The sequence below is a fragment of the Streptomyces sp. WZ-12 genome, assembly GCF_028898845.1.
In the GTDB taxonomy this organism is placed as follows: Bacteria; Actinomycetota; Actinomycetes; order Streptomycetales; family Streptomycetaceae; genus Streptomyces.
Window position 1 is genome coordinate 1045303 of sequence record NZ_CP118574.1, and the last position, 20034, is coordinate 1065336.

The 20034-nt window shown below is 71.9% G+C and carries 20 protein-coding genes; 11 read left to right on the plus strand and 9 right to left on the minus strand.

Translation table 11 applies throughout. The features are described 5' to 3' along the window. Positions 1–192: 192 nt before the first annotated feature. The 7 genes from PV796_RS04230 (at position 193) to PV796_RS04260 (ending at position 7521) form a co-directional block, all read left to right on the plus strand. Positions 193–1527: an ATP-grasp domain-containing protein gene (locus tag PV796_RS04230; RefSeq protein ID WP_274911518.1), complete on the plus strand. Its 1335-nt coding sequence runs from the start codon at positions 193–195 to the stop codon at positions 1525–1527. Between the two features lie 64 nt (positions 1528–1591). Further along, positions 1592–3067 carry an amidase gene (locus tag PV796_RS04235; RefSeq protein ID WP_274911519.1) on the plus strand — a complete coding sequence of 492 codons (1476 nt, stop codon included), beginning with the start codon at positions 1592–1594 and terminating at the stop codon, positions 3065–3067. A gap of 184 nt (positions 3068–3251) precedes the next feature. Next, entirely contained in the window at positions 3252–3926 is a 675-nt protein-coding gene (locus tag PV796_RS04240) for an HAD family hydrolase (protein ID WP_274911520.1), read from the plus strand. 25 nt (positions 3927–3951) lie between these two features. Beyond that, complete coding sequence (locus tag PV796_RS04245) at positions 3952–5460, plus strand: MFS transporter (RefSeq protein ID WP_274911521.1); 1509 nt, start codon at positions 3952–3954, stop codon at positions 5458–5460. Positions 5461–5462: 2 nt separating this feature from the next. Further along, entirely contained in the window at positions 5463–6050 is a 588-nt protein-coding gene (locus tag PV796_RS04250) for an RNA polymerase sigma factor (RefSeq protein ID WP_274911522.1), read from the plus strand. Next, positions 6047–6874, plus strand: a complete 828-nt coding sequence (locus tag PV796_RS04255; RefSeq protein ID WP_274911523.1) for an MGMT family protein — start codon at positions 6047–6049, stop codon at positions 6872–6874. Before PV796_RS04250 ends, PV796_RS04255 begins: the two co-directional genes overlap by 4 nt. Before the next feature lie 44 nt (positions 6875–6918). Further along, complete coding sequence (locus tag PV796_RS04260; RefSeq protein WP_274911524.1) at positions 6919–7521, plus strand: methylated-DNA--[protein]-cysteine S-methyltransferase; 603 nt, start codon at positions 6919–6921, stop codon at positions 7519–7521. On the opposite strand, the gene PV796_RS04265 is transcribed toward PV796_RS04260, so the two are convergent. The 4 genes from PV796_RS04265 to PV796_RS04280 are packed head-to-tail and all read right to left on the minus strand — an operon-like array spanning position 7484 to position 11057. Next, positions 7484–8146 carry a LysE family translocator gene (locus PV796_RS04265; RefSeq protein ID WP_274911526.1) on the minus strand — a complete coding sequence of 221 codons (663 nt, stop codon included), beginning with the start codon at positions 8144–8146 and terminating at the stop codon, positions 7484–7486. The genes PV796_RS04260 and PV796_RS04265 overlap by 38 nt on opposite strands. A 21-nt stretch (positions 8147–8167) precedes the next feature. Next, positions 8168–8506, minus strand: coding sequence for a Rieske 2Fe-2S domain-containing protein (locus PV796_RS04270; protein ID WP_274911527.1), 339 nt, complete (start codon positions 8504–8506; stop codon positions 8168–8170). Beyond that, on the minus strand, positions 8497–9915 hold the full coding sequence (locus tag PV796_RS04275; RefSeq protein ID WP_274911529.1) for an iron-containing redox enzyme family protein: 1419 nt from the start codon (positions 9913–9915) through the stop codon (positions 8497–8499). Before PV796_RS04275 ends, PV796_RS04270 begins: the two co-directional genes overlap by 10 nt. Positions 9916–9965: 50 nt before the next feature. Next, on the minus strand, positions 9966–11057 hold the full coding sequence (locus PV796_RS04280) for a 50S ribosomal protein L11 methyltransferase (RefSeq protein ID WP_274911530.1): 1092 nt from the start codon (positions 11055–11057) through the stop codon (positions 9966–9968). 777 nt (positions 11058–11834) lie between these two features. Between PV796_RS04280 and PV796_RS04285 the strand changes: the two genes are divergently transcribed. After that, positions 11835–12497 carry a class I SAM-dependent methyltransferase gene (locus tag PV796_RS04285; protein WP_274911531.1) on the plus strand — a complete coding sequence of 221 codons (663 nt, stop codon included), beginning with the start codon at positions 11835–11837 and terminating at the stop codon, positions 12495–12497. A 73-nt stretch (positions 12498–12570) separates the two neighbouring features. Here the strand turns inward: PV796_RS04285 and PV796_RS04290 are convergent, their stop codons facing one another. Then, the gene (locus PV796_RS04290; protein ID WP_274911532.1) at positions 12571–14124 is read right to left on the minus strand and encodes an MFS transporter; all 1554 of its coding nucleotides are present in this window, start codon (positions 14122–14124) and stop codon (positions 12571–12573) included. A gap of 216 nt (positions 14125–14340) precedes the next feature. Between PV796_RS04290 and cynR the strand changes: the two genes are divergently transcribed. Beyond that, the gene (gene cynR, locus PV796_RS04295) at positions 14341–15231 is read left to right on the plus strand and encodes a transcriptional regulator CynR (protein WP_274911533.1); all 891 of its coding nucleotides are present in this window, start codon (positions 14341–14343) and stop codon (positions 15229–15231) included. Between the two features lie 161 nt (positions 15232–15392). Beyond that, positions 15393–16892: an EF-hand domain-containing protein gene (locus PV796_RS04300; protein WP_274911535.1), complete on the plus strand. Its 1500-nt coding sequence runs from the start codon at positions 15393–15395 to the stop codon at positions 16890–16892. Positions 16893–16983: 91 nt separating this feature from the next. Here the strand turns inward: PV796_RS04300 and PV796_RS04305 are convergent, their stop codons facing one another. From PV796_RS04305 to PV796_RS04320, 4 genes are all read right to left on the minus strand, one after another. Further along, a complete protein-coding gene (locus PV796_RS04305) occupies positions 16984–17577 on the minus strand; it encodes a glycoside hydrolase family 30 beta sandwich domain-containing protein (protein ID WP_274911536.1) in 594 nt (197 codons plus the stop codon). A gap of 174 nt (positions 17578–17751) precedes the next feature. After that, entirely contained in the window at positions 17752–18309 is a 558-nt protein-coding gene (locus PV796_RS04310; protein WP_274911537.1) for a Uma2 family endonuclease, read from the minus strand. A 237-nt stretch (positions 18310–18546) separates the two neighbouring features. Next, on the minus strand, positions 18547–18705 hold the full coding sequence (locus tag PV796_RS04315) for a hypothetical protein (RefSeq protein WP_274911538.1): 159 nt from the start codon (positions 18703–18705) through the stop codon (positions 18547–18549). A 77-nt stretch (positions 18706–18782) separates the two neighbouring features. Next, entirely contained in the window at positions 18783–19094 is a 312-nt protein-coding gene (locus PV796_RS04320) for a hypothetical protein (RefSeq protein WP_274911539.1), read from the minus strand. A gap of 238 nt (positions 19095–19332) precedes the next feature. Here PV796_RS04320 and PV796_RS04325 point away from each other — a divergent pair, with 238 nt between their 5' ends. Then, positions 19333–19998: a class I SAM-dependent methyltransferase gene (locus PV796_RS04325; protein ID WP_274911540.1), complete on the plus strand. Its 666-nt coding sequence runs from the start codon at positions 19333–19335 to the stop codon at positions 19996–19998. Positions 19999–20034: the final 36 nt, after the last annotated feature.

The window sequence follows — 20034 nt, forward strand, 5'->3', positions numbered from 1 at the left end:
CCCGGGTGCGGGCGGGGCCCGAACTCGATGACCGAATCCCGCCAGACAGGCGGTGGCGCGGACTGGTGTGATCAGGGCAAACGTCCCCTCCGGAAGGCAGGAGCTTTCCCGCATGACTGGTCCCCGTGTCAGCGGTGCCGCCGCGCGTGCGCGCGGCGGCAACCGCGCTGCCGGCTCCGGTGTTTCCCCGTCATGACCCACGCCCGTACGCCGGGCACGGACGCGGGGACGCCCGCCACCTCCGTGCCCCCGCAGGCCGCAGCGCGTCGGGCGGCCGGCCGCCCCGCGGCGATCGTTGACCCGTACTCCTCCGGGACGTTCTTCGCACCGTCGTTCCGGGCTGCCGGAATCCCGGCGGTCGCCGTGCTGTCCCGGGCCGAGGTGCTCACGACCTACGCCGACAGTTGGCACCCCGAGGACTTCGACGAGGTGATCCCCTACGAAGGCGATCTGCTCCCCGTCGTCGAGCGCCTGCGGGCGTTGGACGTGCGGTGTGTGGTCGCGGGGTCGGATCCGGGGGTGGAGCTCGCCGATGTGCTCGCGGCCGAGCTCACCCCGGAGTTGGCCAATGTGCCGGCCCTGACGGCGGCCCGTCGGGACAAGGGTGAGATGGCGGCGGCGGTGGCCGCCGCCGGCCTGCCGGTCATCCGGCAGATCTGCACGGACCGGGCGGAGGAGGTCGCCGCCTGGCTGGTGCGGGAGGACCTGGTCGGCCGGGACCTGGTGGTCAAGCCGCCGAAGAGCGCCAGCACGGACGGGGTGGTCCGAATCCCCCAAGGGGTGGGCTGGCGGGAGGAGTTCGCGGCTCAGTTGGGACACCCCAACCAATGGGGAGTGGTCAACGACCGGATGCTGGTGATGGAGTACGCCACCGGCACGGAGTTCGTCGTGGACACCTTCAGCTCCCGCGGCCGGCACACCGTCACCGACGTCACCCGGTATCAGAAGATCGACAACGGCCGGCACATGGCGGTCTACGACGCCATGGAGTGGTTGGCGCCCGACGACCCGCTGGTGGCCGGGTTGGTGGAGTACACCGTCGGGGTGTTGGACGCGGTGGGCATGCGCTTCGGGGCGGCCCATGTGGAGATCATGCTGACGGCCGACGGGCCGCGGCTGGTCGAGCTCAACGCGCGGCCGCACGGCGGCGGTCAGCCGCGGTTCTGCCGGCACGCCACCGGCGACAGTCAGATCGACCGCACGGTGCGGGCCGTCCAGCACGGCGGCGCCGGACCGGTCCCGGAGAGCTACACGCTGCTGCGGAACATGCTCGTGGTGTTCCTGATCAGCCACTCCACCGGCGTGGTGCGCAATGCCGAGGTCTTCGACGGCCTGGCGAAGCTGGCGTCGTTGCACCATGTGGCCGTCCAGGTCCGCAACGGCCAGGTGTTGGAGGTCACCCGGGACCTGCTCCACACGCTCTCCCTCGGGTTCGTGGTGCTGGCGCACGAGGACCGGGAGCAACTGTGGGCCGATTACGCGGAGGTGCGGCGCATGGAGCGGCAGTTGCAGGTGGACGGCGACTGACGGGCGCGGTACCCGGCGGATGCGCAGTCTTGACAAGGATGTCTTCACAAGGAGGACGAGGGGCATGGACGATCTCGCGTCGTTAACGGCGGTGCAGCTCAGTCAGGTGATCCGCAGTCGGGCCGTCTCGCCGGTGGAGGCGGTGCAGGACAGCCTGGCGCGCATCGAGCGGCTCAACCCCGCGGTGAACGCGTTCGTCACGGTCTGTGCGGACGAGGCGTTGGACGCGGCCAAGAAGGCCGAGCGGGCGGTGATGTCGGGGGCCGAGCTGGGCCCGCTGCACGGGGTGCCGATCGGCGTGAAGGACCTCGACCCGGCGGTGGGGGTGCGGACCACCCGCGGCTCGTTGGTGTTCGCCCACGACATCGCGCAGGAGACCATCAGTTGCGTCCAACGGCTCGTGGACGCCGGGGCGATCGTGGTGGGCAAGACCAACACCCCGGAGTTCGGGTTCAAGGCCACCACGGACAACGCACTGCTCGGGCCGACCGCCACGCCGTTCAACCTGGCGATGAACGCCGGCGGTTCGTCCGGCGGGAGCGCGGCGGCGGTCGCCACCGGCATGGTGCCGCTGGCTCAGGGTTCGGACGCCGGCGGTTCGCTGCGGGTGCCCGGCTCCTTCTGCGGCGTCTTCACGATGATGACGACGTTCGGCCGGGTCGCGGTGCCAGCCCGGCCCAACGCCTTCCGGCGGCTGAACCCGATGGTCTGTTACGCGCCGCTCGCCCGGACCGTGGGCGATGCGGTCCTGGGGTTGGACCTGATGTCCGGGCCGCACCCGCGGGACCCCTATTCCTTCCCGGTGAGCGACGCGTTGGCCGATGCGATGACGCCGTCGTTGGCCGGCATGCGGGTCGCCTACTCGCCCGACCTCGGCGGCTATCCGGTGGAGGGCGAGGTCGAGTCCGTCGTGCGGGCCGCGCTGCCGGCGCTCAAGGAGGCCGGTGCGGAGGTGGTGGAGGTGAACTTCACGCTGCCGCTGCCGCACGCCGAGCTCACCACGATGTGGCGCCGGTACCTGTCGCTGTGCCACGCGGAGTCCGCGGAGGTCAGCCGTCGCCAGGGCATCGATCTGCTGGGCGAGCAGGGCCGGGTGGTCGACCCCGCGTACCTGGACAGCGTGCGGACCGGCGCGGCCCTGAGCGCGGTGGACTTCCGCCTCGGTGACCTGGTGCGGACGCAGGTGCTGGACGCCTTCGAGGACCTCTTCGACGGCTTCGACCTCGTCGTCAGCCCGGTGAACTGCATAGCCGGGATTCCCAACGACGCCAACCGCACCACCGTCGGGCCCGATCGGGTCGACGGGCAGGAGGTCGACCGGTTCGTCGGGTGGTCGATGACCAGCCCGTTCAACCTGATCGGCAGCCCCGCGGCCACCGTGCCGGTCGGCCGGGCGGCCAACGGCGTGCCCATCGGCATGCAGCTCGCGGCGCGCCGGCACAACGACGCGGCCGTGGTGCGCGGTGCGACCGCCTGTCAGAAGCACCTGCCCTGGCGGCACCTCTACCAGAACCTCGATCCGGCGCTCGATGCGCGCTGAGTCCGACCGCCGCTTGAGGGGGCGCACCCCGCGCCCCCGCACAGCGGAGCGCTCCGCACCGCACGCTCTGGTACAGAACATGACGTACCGGACACGACAGACAGAGCGCTCCGCGCGCCATGCCCCACACCTCACACGCAACACCCCGCACAGCACGCACCCACACGAGCAAGGACCACTCCCGATGCGTGACATCACCGTTCGCACCGAGCCCTTCCGCGCCGCCCTCTTCGACCTCGACGGCACGTTGATCGCCACCGAACACCGCAGCCGGGCCGCCTGGACCCGGCTGTTCCGGACCCACGGACTGGCGGTGGACGACGCGCTGTTGGCCACCTTCGTCGGGCGGCGCGGCCAGGAGGCGCTGGCCGACCATGTGCACCGCTTCCCCGGCCGCACCGTCGAGGAGCTCTTCGACGAGGCGGTCGGCTACCTCAACGGCCCCGACATTCCGCCGCCTTACCCGGTGCCGGGCGCCGAGGTGCTGGTGAAGAAGCTGCACGCCGACGGGGTGCCGATGGCGGTGGTCACCTCCGGTCTGCGCGAGCACGCCGGGGCGCTGCTGGCCCACGTCGGCGGGGCGGACCTGTTCACCACGATGGTCACGGCCGAGGACGTGCAACGGGGCAAGCCGGACCCCGAGGGCTTCCTGGCCGGGTGCGCGGCGCTGGGGGTGGCCCCGGAACAGGCGGTGGCGTTCGAGGACGCGCCGGCCGGGATCGCCGCGGCCAAGGCGGCGGGGTTGGCGTGCGTGGCCCTGACCACGACCCATGCGGCCCAGGAGTTGGCGGCGGCGGACCTGATCGCGGCCGACCTCTCGGGGATCGGCTGGCCGCCGTTGCCCACGACCGCCGTCTGACCACTCCTCGCGAACGGACCCCGCCATGCACCCCCACCCCCGCGAACCGGGCAGCGCCTCCGGTCCCGAGCGGCCCACCGCCCCGCCGTCCGCCGTCGAGGAGGGCGGGGCCACGGTCGGGGTCGGGCACCGCTGGCGGCTGCTCGCGGTGCTGTTGGCCGCCCAGTTCATGGCCAACGTGGACACCGCGATCGCCAACATCGCCGCGCCCGCCATCCGGCACGACCTGGGCGCCTCCGGCGGTGAAACGGGACTGGTGATCTCCGGCTATGTGGCGGCCTACGCCGTGCTGTTGGTCGCGGGCGCCCGGCTGGGCGCCAGTCACGGCCACCGCCGGGTCTTCCTGATCGGCATGGCGGTCTTCACCGCCGCCTCCCTGGCCTGTGCGCTGGCGCCGGTCCCGTCCGTGCTGATCGCGGCCCGGATCCTCCAGGGCGCGGGGGCGGCGCTGATGGTGCCGCAGGTGTTGAGCGGCATCCAACTCCACTTCAGCGGCCGGGAACGGCTCAAGGCTCTGGGGTACTACGCGATCGCCCTGTCCGGCGGGGCCGTGGCGGGCCAGGCACTGGGGGGCGTGCTGATCGCGGCGGACCTGTTCGGCACCAGTTGGCGCCCGATCTTCCTGATCAACGTCCCGGTCGGACTGCTGCTGATGTGGGCGGGCCGGCGGACCATGCCCGCGGACCGGGAGCCCGAGGACGTCCAACAGGTGGACGTGCGGGGGATGTTGCTGCTGTCGGCCGCCGTCCTGCTGGTGATCGTGCCGCTGCTGTTGGGCACCGACGCCGGCTGGCCGGCCTGGACCTGGGTCAGCCTGGCGTCGAGCGTGCCGGTGGCGGGGGCGTTCGTGCGCAGCCAGCGCCGGCGCGCGGCCCGTGGCGGTCGGCCGCTGATCGCCCAGGAGGTGGTGCGCACGCCCGCCATCCGCTGGCTGTTGGCGGCCCACGGCATCACCACGTTGACGTACTTCGCGCTGCTCTTCGTCCTGGCGATCTACCTCCAGGAAGGGCTGGGCCGGGGGCCTGCCTACGCGGGGTTGGCAATGGTCTCCTGGGTGGCCGCGTTCGGCGTCGCCGGCCCGTTGTTGGCGCGGGCGCCCGAGCGGCGCCGGGCGGCGATGCCCCCGCTGGGCTGTCTGATCCTCGCCTCGGGCTACGCCGCGGTGTGGCTCTACCTGGCCACGGGGCACCGCACCGGACCGCTGCTCTTCGTCCTGCTGGGCATCGGCGGTCTCGGCCTGGGCCTCAGCTCCAACTCCCTGATAGGGCAGATGACGTTCACGCTGCCGGACCGCTACGCCGCCGACCTGTCCGGGGTCATCAGCACCAACGCGCAACTGTGCGGCGCCCTGGGCGTCGCGGCGCTCGGCGGCGGCTACCTGTTCCTGGCCGGCGATGGGACGGCAGCGCCGTCGGCCCTGGCGCTGCAGGCGGTGTTGGGGACTTCGGTGGCGCTGTCGGTGTTCGCCGCGGTGGCGGCCACCCTGGCGCGGCGGACCAGGGCAACCGATGACGGGGCTCCGGTGTTCCAGTAGCGATGGACGGAGTGGAGAGGTCGCTCCCCGAGCGTCTCGCAGCGGACCTGGACCAGGGCTTCGCCGGCCTGGTCCAGGTCCATGCCGCCGCGCTGCGCATCTACCTGCTCCGGCTGACCGGTCTGCCCGCAGAGGCGGAGGACCTGACCCAAGACACCTTCCTGCGCGCCTACGTCGCGCTCCAGGGGTACTCGACGGCGCGCCGCCGGGCCCTGCGCCCGCGGCCCTGGCTGATGAGCATCGCCACCAACGTGTGGCGCAACGACGTGCGCGCCAAGAGCCGGCGCCCGGTGTCCGTCGGGCGGGTGGAGGACACCGGCGACGCCTGGCCGGACGAGCGGCCCGGGCCGGACGAGTGCGCGCTGACCGCGGCCGACCGCCGGGTGCTGATCGACGCCCTCACCGCGCTGCCGGAGCAGTACCGCGTGGTCGTCGTGCTGCGGCACGTGGTGGGTATGAGTTACGCGGAGATCGCCGAGGTGCAGCGCTGCCCCGTCGGCACGGTCAAGGCCCAGGTTTCCCGGGGGCTTTGCCACCTCCGCGGCCTGCTGGCGGAGGAGGGTCGACTGGTGAAGGAGGTGGCGATGTGAGCGAGGAGTACGACCGGCCCATGGGGGGCGGCGAGGCGTCCCTGGCCCGCGCCCTCGCCGCCGTCGCGGGGCCCACCCCGGCCGAGCGGCCCGCCGCGGACCTCGCCCTCGGCATACTGCGGCACATCGGGCTGCCGCACGGCGCCTACGACACCTACGCCGTGCTGGACGGCCCGGCCGGCGGACTGTATGTGGCCCGGCGCGCGGACGCGTTGACGCGCGCGGTGCTCCGGGCCGTGGCGCCCACGTCCGAGGAGTTCGAGGCGCACTACCTGGCCGCCACGGGGCGTACCGCGGTGCGGACGACGGCGCCGCCGCCGGGCGTGCGGACGGCGCTGCGCACCGGTCAGGCGAGGCGGCTGCGCCTGGACCTGTCGGCCCTCCGGGCGGCGGAGCGGTCCGCGCTGACCGCGGTGCGCAGCATCCCGCGCGGCCAGATGCGCCCGGTCTCCTGGATCGCGCGGGAGGCCGAACTCACCGACCCCGCCGTGGTGCTGACCGCCGTCCTCACGAACCCGCTGCACCTGCTCGTGCCCTGTCACCGGGTCGCCTACGACAACGGCCTGCCCTGCGACGCCGCCTACGGCCCGGAGACGGGCGATGCGCTGCGGGCCGCCGAGGGGCTCCAACGGGGCCTGCTGCACGGCCTGGCGAGTCGGCACACGCGGTATCTGGGCAGCGGCACCACCCGGATCTACTGCCATCCGACGTGCGCGCACGCGCGCCGGATCACCCCGCCGCACCAAGTTCCGTTCAGCTCCGCCGGCTCCGCCCGTCGGGCCGGTTACCGGCCGTGCAAGAGCTGCCGGCCGGCCGCCGCATGAGGCGGGCCGGTGCGCCCCGTCCGTCGTGAGAGGAAAGTGACCGCTTGACCGCCAAGAACCTGCCACCGGTCGACTCGGTGGCCCTGGCAGTCCACCGGACCGCCTTCGGCCCGCTGGCCCTCGGGGCTTCCGAGGAGGCCCTGTTGTACTGCGTGCCCGCTCCCTTGGAGGACGCGCGTGCGCGGATCGGCCGGGCCGCCCGGAGGTGCGTCGAGGAGCCCGGGCTGTTCTCGGCCGCACAGGCCCGGCTGCTCGCCCAGGCGCGGGCCGAGATCGACAGCTATCTGCGGCGCGAGCGGTCGTTCTTCACCGTGCGGCTCGATCTGCGGCTGGCGACGCCCTTCTGCAAGGAAGTGGTGCTGTCCTTGGAGGAGTTGGTGCCGTACGGGCGCACGACGACGTACGCGGCCCTGGCGCGGGATCTGCAACGGCCGACGGCGGCCCGGGCGGTCGGCACGGCGTTGGGGGCCAATCCGCTCTGCCTGATCCTGCCGTGCCACCGGGTCAACGGCAGCCGGGGACTGACCGGTTACGCGGGCGGCCTGACCGTCAAGCGGTTCCTGCTGGACCTGGAGAACTCCGTGTCGGCCACCCCGGAGGAGCTGCTGCTCACCCCTGCCACACCAGGCGGACGGCCAGCGCGATGAACACCGCGCCGGCCAGGGCCTCCACCGCGCGCCCCACCCCCCGGCGGGCGGAGCGCGCGGGGCCGCGCCCGGCCAGCCAGCCGTGCAGGCGGTAGGCGACGGTGATGAGGAGGCAGAGCCACAGCGCGGCGAGTCCGAGGTAGACGGCGGCCAGGACGACGATGCCGGGGCCGGGTGCGCCCCCGGTGGGGAGGAACTGCGGGAGGTAGGCCAGGAAGAACAGGCCGACCTTGGGGTTGCTGCCGGTGGACAGCAGGCCGAGGCCGACGCACCGCCAGGCCGAGCGGGGCGGGTCCGTGCGGAACGGGCCGGGCGGGCCGGCGTCGTCCGGTGTCCGCGGCCGGCGGGCCGCCGCGCACAGCGCCCTGATCCCGAGCAGCGCCAGGAAGGCCGCCCCGGCCCAGACCAGCGCCGTGAAGACGGCGGGCACGGTGCGCAGCAGCAGCGAGACGCCGGTCAGCGCCGCCGCCGCGTGGCAGGCGCCGGCGGCGATCATGCCCACCGCGGCGGCCGCGGCCGGCCGCCACGACCCGGTCCGGAACACTAACTGCGCGGCCAGCGCGGCGTCCGGGCCGGGTGTGGCGATCACCGCCAGGGACGTGGCAAGGAACAGGCCGCTGATCATCGCCAACCCCGCCGGCCGTGGTCAGGCGGACAGGTCCGCGGAGAGCGGCCGGTACTCCGTGCGCGGCTCCCGCGCCGCCGCGCCGTCCGGGTCCGTCAGGACCGCGGTGACCCGGTCGCCGCTGCGGACCGCCGGGACCTGGCGGCGCAGCCGGGTCAGCGAACTGCCGCCCCCGTGCCAAGGGCACACCAGCCGCTTGCCGTTGGGGGCGAGGCGGCCGAGGTGCAGGGGCCCGCCGCGGTGCGGGCACTGCGCGGGCATCACGAACCCCCCGTCGGGCGTCCGCGCGTACACGTAGGGCACGCCGGCCACGACGACGCAGTTGCCGCGGCCCGCCGTCGAGAACGTCACTACAGGCACGTGGTGTGGTCCCCAATCGAGTGGATCTGGTAGACGCACTCCTCGGATTCGATGATCGCGCCGTGCAGGCGGTTCTGCTCGATGACCGTGCCCTCCCCCGCGCGCAGGATCTGGTGGGAGTCGAAGCCGCTGACGAACTTCATCGTGCCGGAGACGATGTGGCACAGCTCATCGCCCTCGTGGCTGTGGGTGTTGGAGAGTTCGCCGTACGGCTCGACGATGTCGGCGACCGGTGCGGTGACCCGCCCGCTGGAGATCGCGTCCCAGACCGGGGCGTGCAGCTTCTTGTACTCCGGGCCCTTGTCCATCCAGCGGATCTGCGCGGCGAAGTCCTCGTCGGCGAGGTCCTGGACGACGCGGTACTCCTCGATGCCGCGGACGATCTCGGGGATGATCTCCTCGCCGTGGGCCTCGATGAGCGGGAAGACCAGCTTCTCCAGCGCCATCCGGCCGTGGTGTTGGTCGATGTGCACGTGCTCGGTGAAGTACCGCACGTCGGCCCGGCCGTCGAAGACGTCGGTGAGCAGGTCGGTCGCCCGGCGGCAGAAGTCCACCAGGGTGGCCTCGGTGTAGTACAGCGCTCCCACGTAGCGGAAGAACAGTTCGTGGTTCTTCCCGAGGTAGTGGAAGTAGTTGTTCATCATCAGGCTGCTGACGAGGTAGTACTGCCAGTAGTGGTGGACGTCCGACGCCAGTCCGGCGGACTCCAGGGTCCGTTCGAAGAGTTGGCTGTGCTTGGTGTCGTGCACGCCGTAGCCGTACTCATCGATGATGATCTTGAACCACTCCGACTGCGGTGCCCCGTAGTGGCCGAGGACGTTGCGGATCATCGGCGACGCCTCGGACAGGAAGTCCGGCGCGAACTGGATCAGCCACATGCGGGCCGCCCGTTCGCGGTCGGACGAGTCCCGGATCGCCTGCTCCGACCGCGAGACCGGCCCGGCCGCCGTGGCGTCCAGGGACTCGACGTACTCCCGGAAGCTCTGAAGCGTCCACCTGCCGGAGACCTCGACCTCCTGGTCCAGGAACCCGAACGCGAACCGCTCCAGCGCGGGGCGTATCGCCTCCCCGAGCGCCCGGTTGGTGGGGCTGTAGAACTGGCGGAAGTCCTCCCACTGCCCCTTCAGGCCGCCCTTCGGCAGGAAGACCAAGTCGGCCTCGTAGACCGTGGTGAGCAGGCGCTGCGCGGCCAGGCTGCTGTACTCCAGGATGCGGTCGCGCCCCGGCACCCGGTCGAAATCGAGGTGCCGTAACACCTGTGGCCGCAATTGGCGTCGATAGGGGTTGTCGTCGTTCTCCCACTCCTCGTTGTCGAGGTAGAGAGGATTGCTCGCGTACCGCAGGATCGCGTTACGCAGTTCGTCACCATGCAGCTCGAACGGGGTGTACGGCGGGGGTGCGTAGCTCATGTACCTGGTGACCTTTCTGACGAGGTTTCGGGCCGGCTCTCGATGTCTTCTCAGGACACGCTGAGGTGGAAGTCGCTCCAACCGAACTCGACACGGCAGGTTTCGCCCGCAACCACCGGGACGGGCTTTTCCAAGGGAATCATCGCCTGCATCCAGTGCGACCCGACATTCGCCGGGGCATTGCTGAGCACGATGCCGTCGCTCAGCTCCAACTCGAACCACGCCACGAGTCCGTGCGCCTCGCCGCTGTCGGTCGTCGGCACCGTCAGGGTGCGGGTGCCAGGGCCCAACTCGCCCGCATGCAGATCGAATGCGGCGAGCTCCACCGGATCGGAGAGCGTCCGGTGCGGCCAGGTTTCGAGTCGCACCGGGAAGTGCCCTTGCGTGGCGGCCTTGTTGATCAAAGACACATCGAATCCGCTGGCGTACTGGACATGGTTGAGATTGATCATCGCCTGACTGTTCACCAACTGCCCGCGCAGCCGGGCGGCGAACGGCATCATCACGCCGTCGGGGGCCAACAGGCGCTCCCGGGCGTGCCGTACGGACGGCAGCAGGCCCTCCCCGATCAGCCCGCAGTCGACGATCTCGGAAACCAGGACGTCGACCCGGTGCGGCAGTTCCCGGCCCACCTCCAGCCCCGTCGACCAGGTGTTGAGCACGGTGACGCGGTCCGCCATGCCGTGTCCGGCGATGTTCTGCCGGGCCATCTCCGTCAGTAGCGGGTTCGCCTCGCAGGTGTAGACGTGCGAGGCGCCGGCCTTCACGGCACCCATCGCCAGCAGGCCGGTCCCGGTGCCGATGTCGAGCACCACCGCGCCGGGCGGTACGCATGCCTCAAGCGCCGCACTGAGCGCGGCGTTCCGCTCCTCGTCGTTGAGCATCGCGAAGTGCCAACGGGGGATGGTGTTCCGGGCGACCTGCGCGAGCACAGTGGACTGCATTTCCGGCTCGAAGAGGGCCTGGGAATTCGACAGCGTGGCGACCGTCTCACCGAGGAGCCGGGTGATCTCCTGCGCCTGGGCGTGCAGGGCAGATATCGCCAGGCGCACGCCTGAGGCGGCGTCAGTCCCCGCCACCGTCGAGTCGCGCAAGGCGGCCAGATCGACCTTCTCCTGCGCATGTGCGATTCCGGTAGTCATGGATTCCTGTACACCCTTTCGGCCGTTCCGGGGAATTCATGATTCAGCGATACGACGCGATCGGGGTCACCGTTGCGCCGTCGCAGCAGGGGTGGACCTACGGATAGCTGGGGGAAACGGAACACCGGCAGGCGAGGCCCCCGCCGACATGCGCCTGAAACCGAAAATCAATACACCGCAGACCACACGCAGACCTCGTCAGCCTCCGCTACCGCATTGGTCTACCCCACGTGCGGCTCTGTGAAGCATGACAACCAATGGTGCTGCAGGCAAGTGCACTTCGGCATCGACCAGGCGAATTCGACGGGAAGGAGCCATCGCGAAATGCGACCGTGCAACCCGTCGGGCGGGGCCGGTGTTCGTACCACAGCAGCACGGGACCGGGAATCGATCAACGGCCCGTACCGGACCGGAGGATCTCTTCGGCCAACCGATTCGCTCATGGCCGAGAATTGCTCCCGGTGGGCGCTGCGCGAAGAATGCGAGAAATACCGTCATTGGGGCCCGTGTTGAGAGCCTCGGGGGTCCGGCCCGCCGTGCGGCGCCACGCCCCGTGAGTCGGCCCGTCGATCGGATCGGCCACGATCTTGAGACCGTATACCCGCCAAGAGCGGCCACACGCCGACATGAGCGGAAGGCCACACGGACGAGCGCCCCCGGTCCGTACGCGCCCGCCCCGCCCTCGCCCCCGCCCGAGTGATCGTCAACTCCAGTACCACAGCGCACTGTTCACCTCTCGGGATGCGACAACCATCGGGAACTTGATGCACTGGCGGAATGACCGCACCAACGCACCGCATCCTCCGGGCGCTCGACCGGTTCAACGCCGCCCATCCCTGGGACCACAACGCCCACTACCACCGGTGGATCCTGCGGCAGCTCCCCGCGCGCTGCGCCCGGGCGCTCGACGTCGGCTCGGGCAGCGGCGATCTGGCCAGACTGCTGGCCACCCGCGCCGAGGCGGTGCACGGAGTCGACGCCGATCCGGAGATCACCGCAAAGGCGCGCCACCTCACGCCAGACATCGGACACTTGGGCATCACCTTCACCACCGCGGACGCCCTCACCGGCATCCCTGCCGCCTCCTACGACGTCATCACCTGCGTCGCCACCGTCCACCACCTGCCGTTCGCCGAAGCCCTCGCCGCCTTCCGCCGACGCCTGGCGCCCGGCGGGACCCTGGTGGTCGTCGGCCTGTACCGCGCGCGGACCGCCACCGACCACCTGCTCAACCTGGCCGCCGCCCCGCTCAACGCCGCCACCGGCTGGCTCAAGAACGGGGGCCGCCCGGCGCCCCGCCCGGTGTCGATGACGGCCCGGACCCACCCGGCGGAACTGAGCTTCGCCGACCTCGTCCGCGAGGCCCAACACGCCCTGCCCGGCGCGCGCTTGCGGCGCCGGCTGTTCTGGCGCTACACGCTCGTGTGGCAGCACGGCTGAGGGCGCGGCAACAGGCGGCGCAGTCAGGGGCGTTGAACGGGGGAAGGACCCTGAGCCGCACCGCGTGCGCGCGTCAGTGGGGCGTGACGCGGATGACGGGGTGGGTGGCGTCGTCGGGGAGCGGCCGGGCGTGGGGCGTGGGGTCGTCGGTGGTGCCGACCACCGTCGCGCCGCCCGCGGTGATGATCCAGACAGCGCGCGACCGACGGCCGGAGCCGCGCCCGGGCGCGCTGCCGGACGCCGGGCGGGGACGGTCGCGCCGCTGCGACGGCACCAGGAGCGCCGCCAGGGCCAGGACGCCCGCGCCGCAGACGGTGATGATCCACCAGGCGGGACGGGCGGCCCGGAGGAACGTCGCCGTCGTGTCGGCGTGGGCGTCCACCGCGAGGACGGCACCGATGACCGCGACGCCGAGGGCGTTGCCGACCTGACGGCTGGTGGCGGTGATCGCCGAGGCGACGCCGACCTGTGCGCGGGGCATGCCGGAGACCGCGGTGTCCGTGATCGGCGCGTTGATCAGGCCGAAGCCGATGCCGAAGAGGGCGTAGGCGGTGAGGAGGAGGACGCTGTGGTGAGGTGCGTCGAGGACCGTGCAGAGCAGTCCGCTCAGGGCGGTGGCGGCGCCGGAGGCGATCAGTGGCGGGCGTGGCCCGCGGGTGGCGGTGAGCCGGCCGGCGAGCGGCGGGCAGACGATCGTCATCACCGCCATGGGGAGCAGCCGGACCCCGGCCTCCCAGGCGGCCAGATGCCGGATGTTCTGCCAGTACAGGGCGGCGAGGAAGAGGAAGCCGCCCATCGCGGCGAAGGCCAGGATCGCGCTGAGCACCGCGGCGGTGAACGCCGGTTGGCGGAAGAAGCGGAGCTCGATGAGGGGTTCGCGCCGGCTGCTCTCGACGCGGAGCAGCGCGGGCAGGGCCAGCAACACCGCGCCGGCACAGGCCACTACGGGCGCCGCGGTCCAGCCGCTGACCGGTGCCTGGATGATGACGTAGACCAGCGTGGCGAGGAGCACGATCACCAGCAACTGCCCGACGGGATCCGGCCGGCGCGGGTGCCCGGCGCGGGCCTCCGGCACCCGGCCGGTGAGGGCGAGCGCCAGCACCCCGACCGGCACGTTGAGCAGGAAGATCCAGCGCCACCCGGCGGCGTCCGTGAGCAGCCCGCCGATCAGCGGGCCGACCGCCATCGTCACGCCCTGGACGGTGCTCCACACCCCGATCGCCCGGGCCCGTTCGCGGCGCCCGGTGAACACGTTCGTCAGCAGCGCCATCGCCGCCGGGTTGAGCATCGAGCCGCCGACCGCCTGCATCGTCCGGAAGACGATCAGCCAACCGGCGTCCGGCGCCAGGGAGCAGAGCACGGAGGAGGCCGTGAACAGGGCCAGGCCGGTGCGGAAGACCCGGCGGTGCCCGAGGCGGTCGCCGAGCGCGCCGGAGAACAGCAACAGGGCGGCCAACACGATCAGATAGGCGTCGATCGTCCACTGGAGGCCGGTCACCGACGTCCGCAGGTCGCGCTGCATCGCCGGCAGTGCCACGTTCAAGGCGGTGTTGTCCAGGCTGACCAGGAACAGGCTCGAACAGCAGACGGCCAGAACGAGCAACCGCCGGGCCCCGGTTGGCGACACCGCGGCAGCGGTTCCGGACCCGGGAGCGGGCTCAGCAGGGCAGGGGGACGGGACGGGGCTCGGGGACACGGGATTCCTCGGGGTGGGGTCGCCTGGCCGGGTCGGGCACACCGACCGGCATCGCCCTCCACCTTGCGTGACATGGAGCGATAACGTCCAAGACCGATGACTCATGATCGTCATTGACCCTGCTTATAGTGGCCCTATAGTCGCCCCATGGCCCTCGAACTCCGCCACCTGCGCTCCCTGCTCGCCATCGCCGAACACGGCAGCTTCACCCGCGCCGCGGAGGCCCTGCACCTCTCCCAGCCGGCCCTCTCCCAACAGATCAGGCAATTGGAGCGCGCCCTGGGCACCCGACTCCTGGACCGCTCCGGCCGCACCGTGCGGCCGACCGACACCGGCGCCCAGTACCTCCGCCACGCCCGCACCGCGCTCAAGGAGCTGGACGCCGGCGCACGCGCCGTAGGGGACGTGCAGGACCTCGCGCACGGCAGCCTGCGGCTGGCCGTCACCCCCACGTTCACCACGTATCTGGTCGGGCCGTTGGTCCAGCACTTCCACGACCGCTGGCCGGGAGTCACCCTGGAGATAAGGGAGTTGACGCAGGAGGCGATGGAAGCGGGACTGCTCGCGGACGAACTCGACCTGGGCATCGCGTTCCGCTGCGACCACCTGCCGGGCATCACCGGCGACCCCCTCTTCACCGAACGCCTCGGGCTGGTCGTCGGCACCGGCCATCCGCTGGCCGACCGCCCCCGACCGCTCCCCGTCCGGGCCCTCGACGGGCACCAACTCGCCCTGTTCACCGGGGGCTTCGCCACCCGCGCCCAGATCGACGACCACTTCGTCCAGCACGGTGCCCGACCGCCCCTCACGGTGGAGATCAACTCCATCGTCGGCCTCATCGACATCGTCCAACGCACCACCCTGGTCACCGTGTTGCCGGACCGCGTCACCCAGGAATACCCCGGCCTGCGCACCGTCCCGCTCACCCCCGCCCTCCCCACCCGCACCGCCACGCTGCTGCGCCGGGCGGCGGCCCACGAGACCAACGCCGCCCGGGCCTTCGGCAACCTGCTGAGGGAGCGCTACCGCATCCCGTAACCGGTCGGGGGCCCGTCATCACGGCGCACGAGATCGCCCCCGGTCGTGTGGTTTGCGCCCCGGATCCCTCCCAAACGCCCCTGTACAGCGGCTACTTGTACGTCACTGCCGGTGGCGCGAACGGCCCCGGCACCGCGCCGTGTTGCCGTGGGGAGACGCCCGTGTCCACTGTCCTGCCCGACTCTCGTTCCCTGCTGCGCCGCACCCTCGGCGAGCGGCGCATCGCCCTGGTCGCCTGGCGGTTGCTGGTGCTCCAGAACTCCGATCCGGCCGTCGCCGCCGGCCTCGCGCACTTCTCGACCTACCGGGCCCATCCCTGGCGACGGGTGGAACACACCATGGACAGCGGCCAGCGGCTGTTCTTCTCGGACCGCGAGGGGCTGCAACGGGAAATCGCCCGCCTGGAGCGCACGCACCGCCGCATCCAAGGCACCGACGGCCAGGGCCGTGCGTTCACCGCGCTGGATCCGGCGGTGCGGGTGTGGGTGCTGGTGACGCTGTACGAGTCGATGACGGCGATGTGCGAGCTGTCCGGCGCCCCGCTCAGCGCCGGCCAACGCGACCTGCTCTACGGCGAGTTCCGCACCGTGTGCGCCGCGTTCGACCTGCCGGGGGAGCTCTTTCCGGCGACCGCCGCGGACGTCCCCGCCTATATGGACCGCACCATCCGCGAGCGCCTGGAGTACACCGAGGCCGCGCACGACCTGCTGTTCCAGATGCTGCGGCAGGCCCCGTCCCCGCGCCGCCTGGGCCGGCTCCGCCCGGCCTGGCCGCTCCTGCGCCCGGTCATCGCCCACCTGCTGACGGCCCTGACCGTCGCGGATCTTCCCCCGGCCTTCCGCGAGCGCTTCGACCTGCGCCGCAGCCGCGGCGCCGCCGCGCTGTCCTGGACCCTGCACCACGGCATGCGCCACGCCATGGCCCTCCTCCCCGACCACCTGCGCTACCGCTCCGGCGCCACGCCGCCGTCAGCCACGGAGCACCCCACCGCCACACCCAACGCCAACGCCAACGCCGGCAGCAACAGCGGCGGCAACGGTAACGGCGGCAACGGCAAGAGTCCCCTCGGCACCCTGCGGGCCCTTCGTCTGCCTCTGCCGCGGCCGCGCCGTTCTGGGCGTCGCAGTGCGCGCCAGGTACGCGTGGAGGCGTTCTTCCGGCAGGTGGTGGACCAGACCGGCGACGGATTCATCACCGCCGCCGACCTTCAGGCGATGGCCCACAACGTCTGCTGGCAGTTGGAACTCAGCGAGGAGCAGGAAGCCCGGGTGTATGCCGGCTTCGACACCTGGTGGCAGCACATCCGCGCCACCATGGACACCGACGGCGACGGCCGGGTCTCCCTCGCCGAGTTCACCACCGCCGTGCTCGCCGGCGTCGACCGCGACCCCGACTACCTCCGCAACGGCCTGCACGTCGCCCTGCGCGCGCTGTTCCGGGCCGCGGACACGGACGGCAGCGGGTATCTGACGGCCGATGAGTACCGCGTCCTCTTCGGCGGCTCCCGCGTCCATCCCGCCGAGCTCAACCACGGCTTCCGACAACTCGACGCCGACGGCGACGGCCAGATCACCGAGGACGAATTCCTCCGCGCCTTCACCGACTACTTCACCGCCCGCACCGACACCACGGCCGGCGCCCAACTCCTGGGCCGACCCTGAGCCGACCGGTCCTGGGGCCAGTGAGCTGCCGACGAACGGGCACGGCCGGCGGCCGCCCCTTCCCGTCCTCGCCCGCCCCGCCCCGCCCCCGCTACCGCTCGTACAGCACGACGGTCGCCGAGTACGGCGCGAGCGACTCCGGCGCCCGGCTGGTACGGGCGGCTCGGGCGGGGTGCGCGACCGGGGCGGCCGCGTCGCCCCGGTGCCAGGTGAGGGTGCGGACGGCGTGGTAGCCGCGCGGCACCGTGAGGCGTATGTGCTCGGCGTGCCGCGGGTCCTTGTTCACCACCACGACGGCCAGTGTGCCGTCGGCCCGGCGGACCGCGTGGGCCGAGAGCGTGGCGCTGCCGGAAGTCGTGGTGGTCAGCAGGCTGCCGCCGCCCTTGAGTGCGGTGGTGAGCATCTGGAGGGTGTGGTAGAGGTCGCTGGCGCCGCCGGCGTTGAAGGAGAGGGTGCGGATGCCGGCCTTCCTGATGAGCGCGGGGGTGTCCGGCCGGGTCAAGAGGGGGTTCCAGAAAGGGGTGTTGGCACCGATGGCCGTGGGTGCCACGGTGTGGGCGACGGTGCTCCCGACCGCGACGTCCGTGCCGGTCGGTGCCGCCTGGGCGGCCGCCGCGCCCGGCGCCGTGGCCAGCCCGGTCAGGGCCACCGCGGCGACGGCCAGGGCGGTGACGCGCTTCACCATGGTGCCTTCCTCTCGCAGTTCGACGGTGCGCGCCCTATGACGCTGCAAGATCAGCGTCTCGCGGCGCGGGCGCCGGCGGCAGGGCCCGGCGTCACGAGTCCGTCATGACAGATGTCATACGCGGGGTGCGGGGAAGCCCCTGCCCTTGCCGTCTCGCCCGGGCGAGACGGCGGCTCAGAGGGCGCCGGTGTCGAGGGCGATGCCGAACGGCTCCGGGATGTGGAGGACGGCGCCGTAGGGGTGCGGGCCGTCGGCCCGCGTGTAGCCGAGCCGCCCCGGTCCCGAGTAGAGCGTCACGGCGCGCTCCTGTCGATCGATCAAGAGGTAGAGTGGCGCGCCGTATTGGGCGTACCGCTTCCGCTTCACCACCCGGTCGGTGTCCGCGTTCGACTCCGAGGTGACCTCGACGACGAGGAGGGTGTCGGACGGCAGCAGCGCCGCCGCGCCCTTCGCCACGTCGGCCGGGACGACGGCGAGGTCGGGGACGTACCAGTTCGGCGAGCCGGGGAGGTCGAGGTTGCCGGAGCCGATCACACAGCCCAATTCCCGTGCCCGGGCGCGGATCTGCTCGCGGAGGGCGTCGGCGGCGGCTTCGTGGTCCCAACTGGGCGGCACGGTCTCGATGACCCCTTCGATGATTTCCGCTCGGTCGTCCTTGAGGTACTGGATGGCGCGTTTCAGGGCGTGTTCGGAGGATATGCCGCGGTGGTCGGCGGCGGGGACTTCACTCACCGGGATCGTCTCCTGGGGGCGGGGGCGGCACGGGCACCCGATCGCGTCGCCGGCCGGGACGACGAAGGGCCCCACCCTGACGGATGGGGCCCTTCGTGTGGAGCGCCTGGCCGGCCTTGCACCTGCATCTCCCACCGGTTGGTGGACGTCTTGCCTTGGACCACAGACGCGCGACTCCCGCCCGAAGAACCGGAGTTGCACCAAGATCATAACCGATCCCCGCCGCGCCCCGCACCCTCAGCCCACGTAGGTGAGCTGGACGAGGGTGATTTCGGTGTCGCCGATGAGGATGACCCCGGCGACGTGGCTGCGGGCGATGGTCCGCATCATCCGGTCGTCGGCGCCGTAGGGCTCGGAGTAGGCCAAGGGGTCGACCAGCGCGTCCAGCATCAGCACTGATAAATCCCTACGGGCCTCATCGGGCAGGGACTTGTAGGTGGCGTGGAGGGCGGGGTCGAGGTGGAGCCGGTAGGTCACGCGGCGCCTCGTCCCCGGGGGCCCGAATCGCCGGCGGCGGAGCGCAGTTCCTCGGTGGTGACATCGACCAGGCCGGCACGGTAGTTGGCCGGCAGGTTCCCGGCCCCGCTCAGGGTGGTGCGCAGCCCCTCGACCCGCTCGCGGTCGGCCTCGAAGGTCTCGATGAACCTCATCCAACGGTCCAGAATGGCCGGCAGCTCGCGGACATCGGTGAAGCTGACCTCCTGCATGAACGTCGCCCGGAGTTCCGAGTGTGGAAGGGCGTGCGCGATGCCGTCGACGGTCCACGGCCGACCGGAGCTGTTCATCGGGTCCTCCTCACGACACTGCTGGCGCGGATGCGTGCTGCCACGGTAGCGAACCCCGAGCTCCCGCGCGGGCCCGCCCGTTCGGTTACCGATGGTGACGGCGTTGCCGAGTACGCCGGGGCACCCGTAGGCGGGCGGAGGACGCCCCTCGGAGCCGACCCGCCATCGTGCGAACGTCAGCACTAGGGTGGTAGGTGCACCACCTGCACCACCTACCGAACGAGCTGGGGAACGAGCCATGACGGAGGGCGGACCGGAGCTGGCGTCCGAGCAGCGGCGGCACTGGCAGGAGACCTACTCCGTGCACCCCGGCATGTACGGCGACGAGCCGTCCGCGGCGGCCCGTTACGCGGCGGAGGCGTTCCGCGCCGCCGGTGCCGCGCGGGTGCTGGAGCTGGGCGCCGGCCACGGCCGCGACGCCCTGCACTTCGCCCGCGAGGGGTTCGCCGTCCACGCGACCGACTTCAGCCGCACCGCCCTGGACCAGCTCTCCGCCACCGCGCGGGCGCAGGGCCTCGGCGACCGCATCGCCACCACCGTGCACGACGTCCGTGAGCCGCTGCCGCTGGCGGACGGCTCGGCGGACGCGGTCTTCGCGCACATGGTGCTGTGCATGGCCCTGTCCACACAGGAGATCCGGTCCCTGGTCAACGAGGTCCGCCGGGTGCTGCGCCCCGGAGGCGTCTTCGTCTACACGGTCCGGCACACCGGCGACGTCCACTACGGCGCCGGCACCGCCCACGGGGACGACATCTACGAACACGGCGGCTTCGCCGTCCACTTCTTCCCCCGGCACCTCGTCGACGCACTCGCCGCGGGCTGGCGGCTCGCCGACGTCCACGCCTTCGAGGAGGGTGGCCTCCCCCGCCGGCTGTGGCGGATCACGCAGACGGTGCCCGACTGAGCTGCTGACCTGCCGCTGAGGACGGTACAGAGGAAT

Coding starts and splice junctions, on each gene's coding strand:
- PV796_RS04325 (WP_274911540.1), top strand. CDS start 19,333: ATGACGGAGGGCGGACCGGAGCTGGCGTCCGAGCAGCGGCGGCACTGG.
- PV796_RS04230 (WP_274911518.1), top strand. CDS start 193: ATGACCCACGCCCGTACGCCGGGCACGGACGCGGGGACGCCCGCCACC.
- PV796_RS04305 (WP_274911536.1), bottom strand. CDS start 17,577: ATGGTGAAGCGCGTCACCGCCCTGGCCGTCGCCGCGGTGGCCCTGACC.
- PV796_RS04275 (WP_274911529.1), bottom strand. CDS start 9,915: ATGAGCTACGCACCCCCGCCGTACACCCCGTTCGAGCTGCATGGTGAC.
- PV796_RS04265 (WP_274911526.1), bottom strand. CDS start 8,146: ATGATCAGCGGCCTGTTCCTTGCCACGTCCCTGGCGGTGATCGCCACA.
- PV796_RS04240 (WP_274911520.1), top strand. CDS start 3,252: ATGCGTGACATCACCGTTCGCACCGAGCCCTTCCGCGCCGCCCTCTTC.
- PV796_RS04285 (WP_274911531.1), top strand. CDS start 11,835: ATGACCGCACCAACGCACCGCATCCTCCGGGCGCTCGACCGGTTCAAC.
- PV796_RS04245 (WP_274911521.1), top strand. CDS start 3,952: ATGCACCCCCACCCCCGCGAACCGGGCAGCGCCTCCGGTCCCGAGCGG.
- PV796_RS04320 (WP_274911539.1), bottom strand. CDS start 19,094: ATGAACAGCTCCGGTCGGCCGTGGACCGTCGACGGCATCGCGCACGCC.
- PV796_RS04250 (WP_274911522.1), top strand. CDS start 5,463: ATGGACGGAGTGGAGAGGTCGCTCCCCGAGCGTCTCGCAGCGGACCTG.
- cynR (WP_274911533.1), top strand. CDS start 14,341: ATGGCCCTCGAACTCCGCCACCTGCGCTCCCTGCTCGCCATCGCCGAA.
- PV796_RS04280 (WP_274911530.1), bottom strand. CDS start 11,057: ATGACTACCGGAATCGCACATGCGCAGGAGAAGGTCGATCTGGCCGCC.
- PV796_RS04235 (WP_274911519.1), top strand. CDS start 1,592: ATGGACGATCTCGCGTCGTTAACGGCGGTGCAGCTCAGTCAGGTGATC.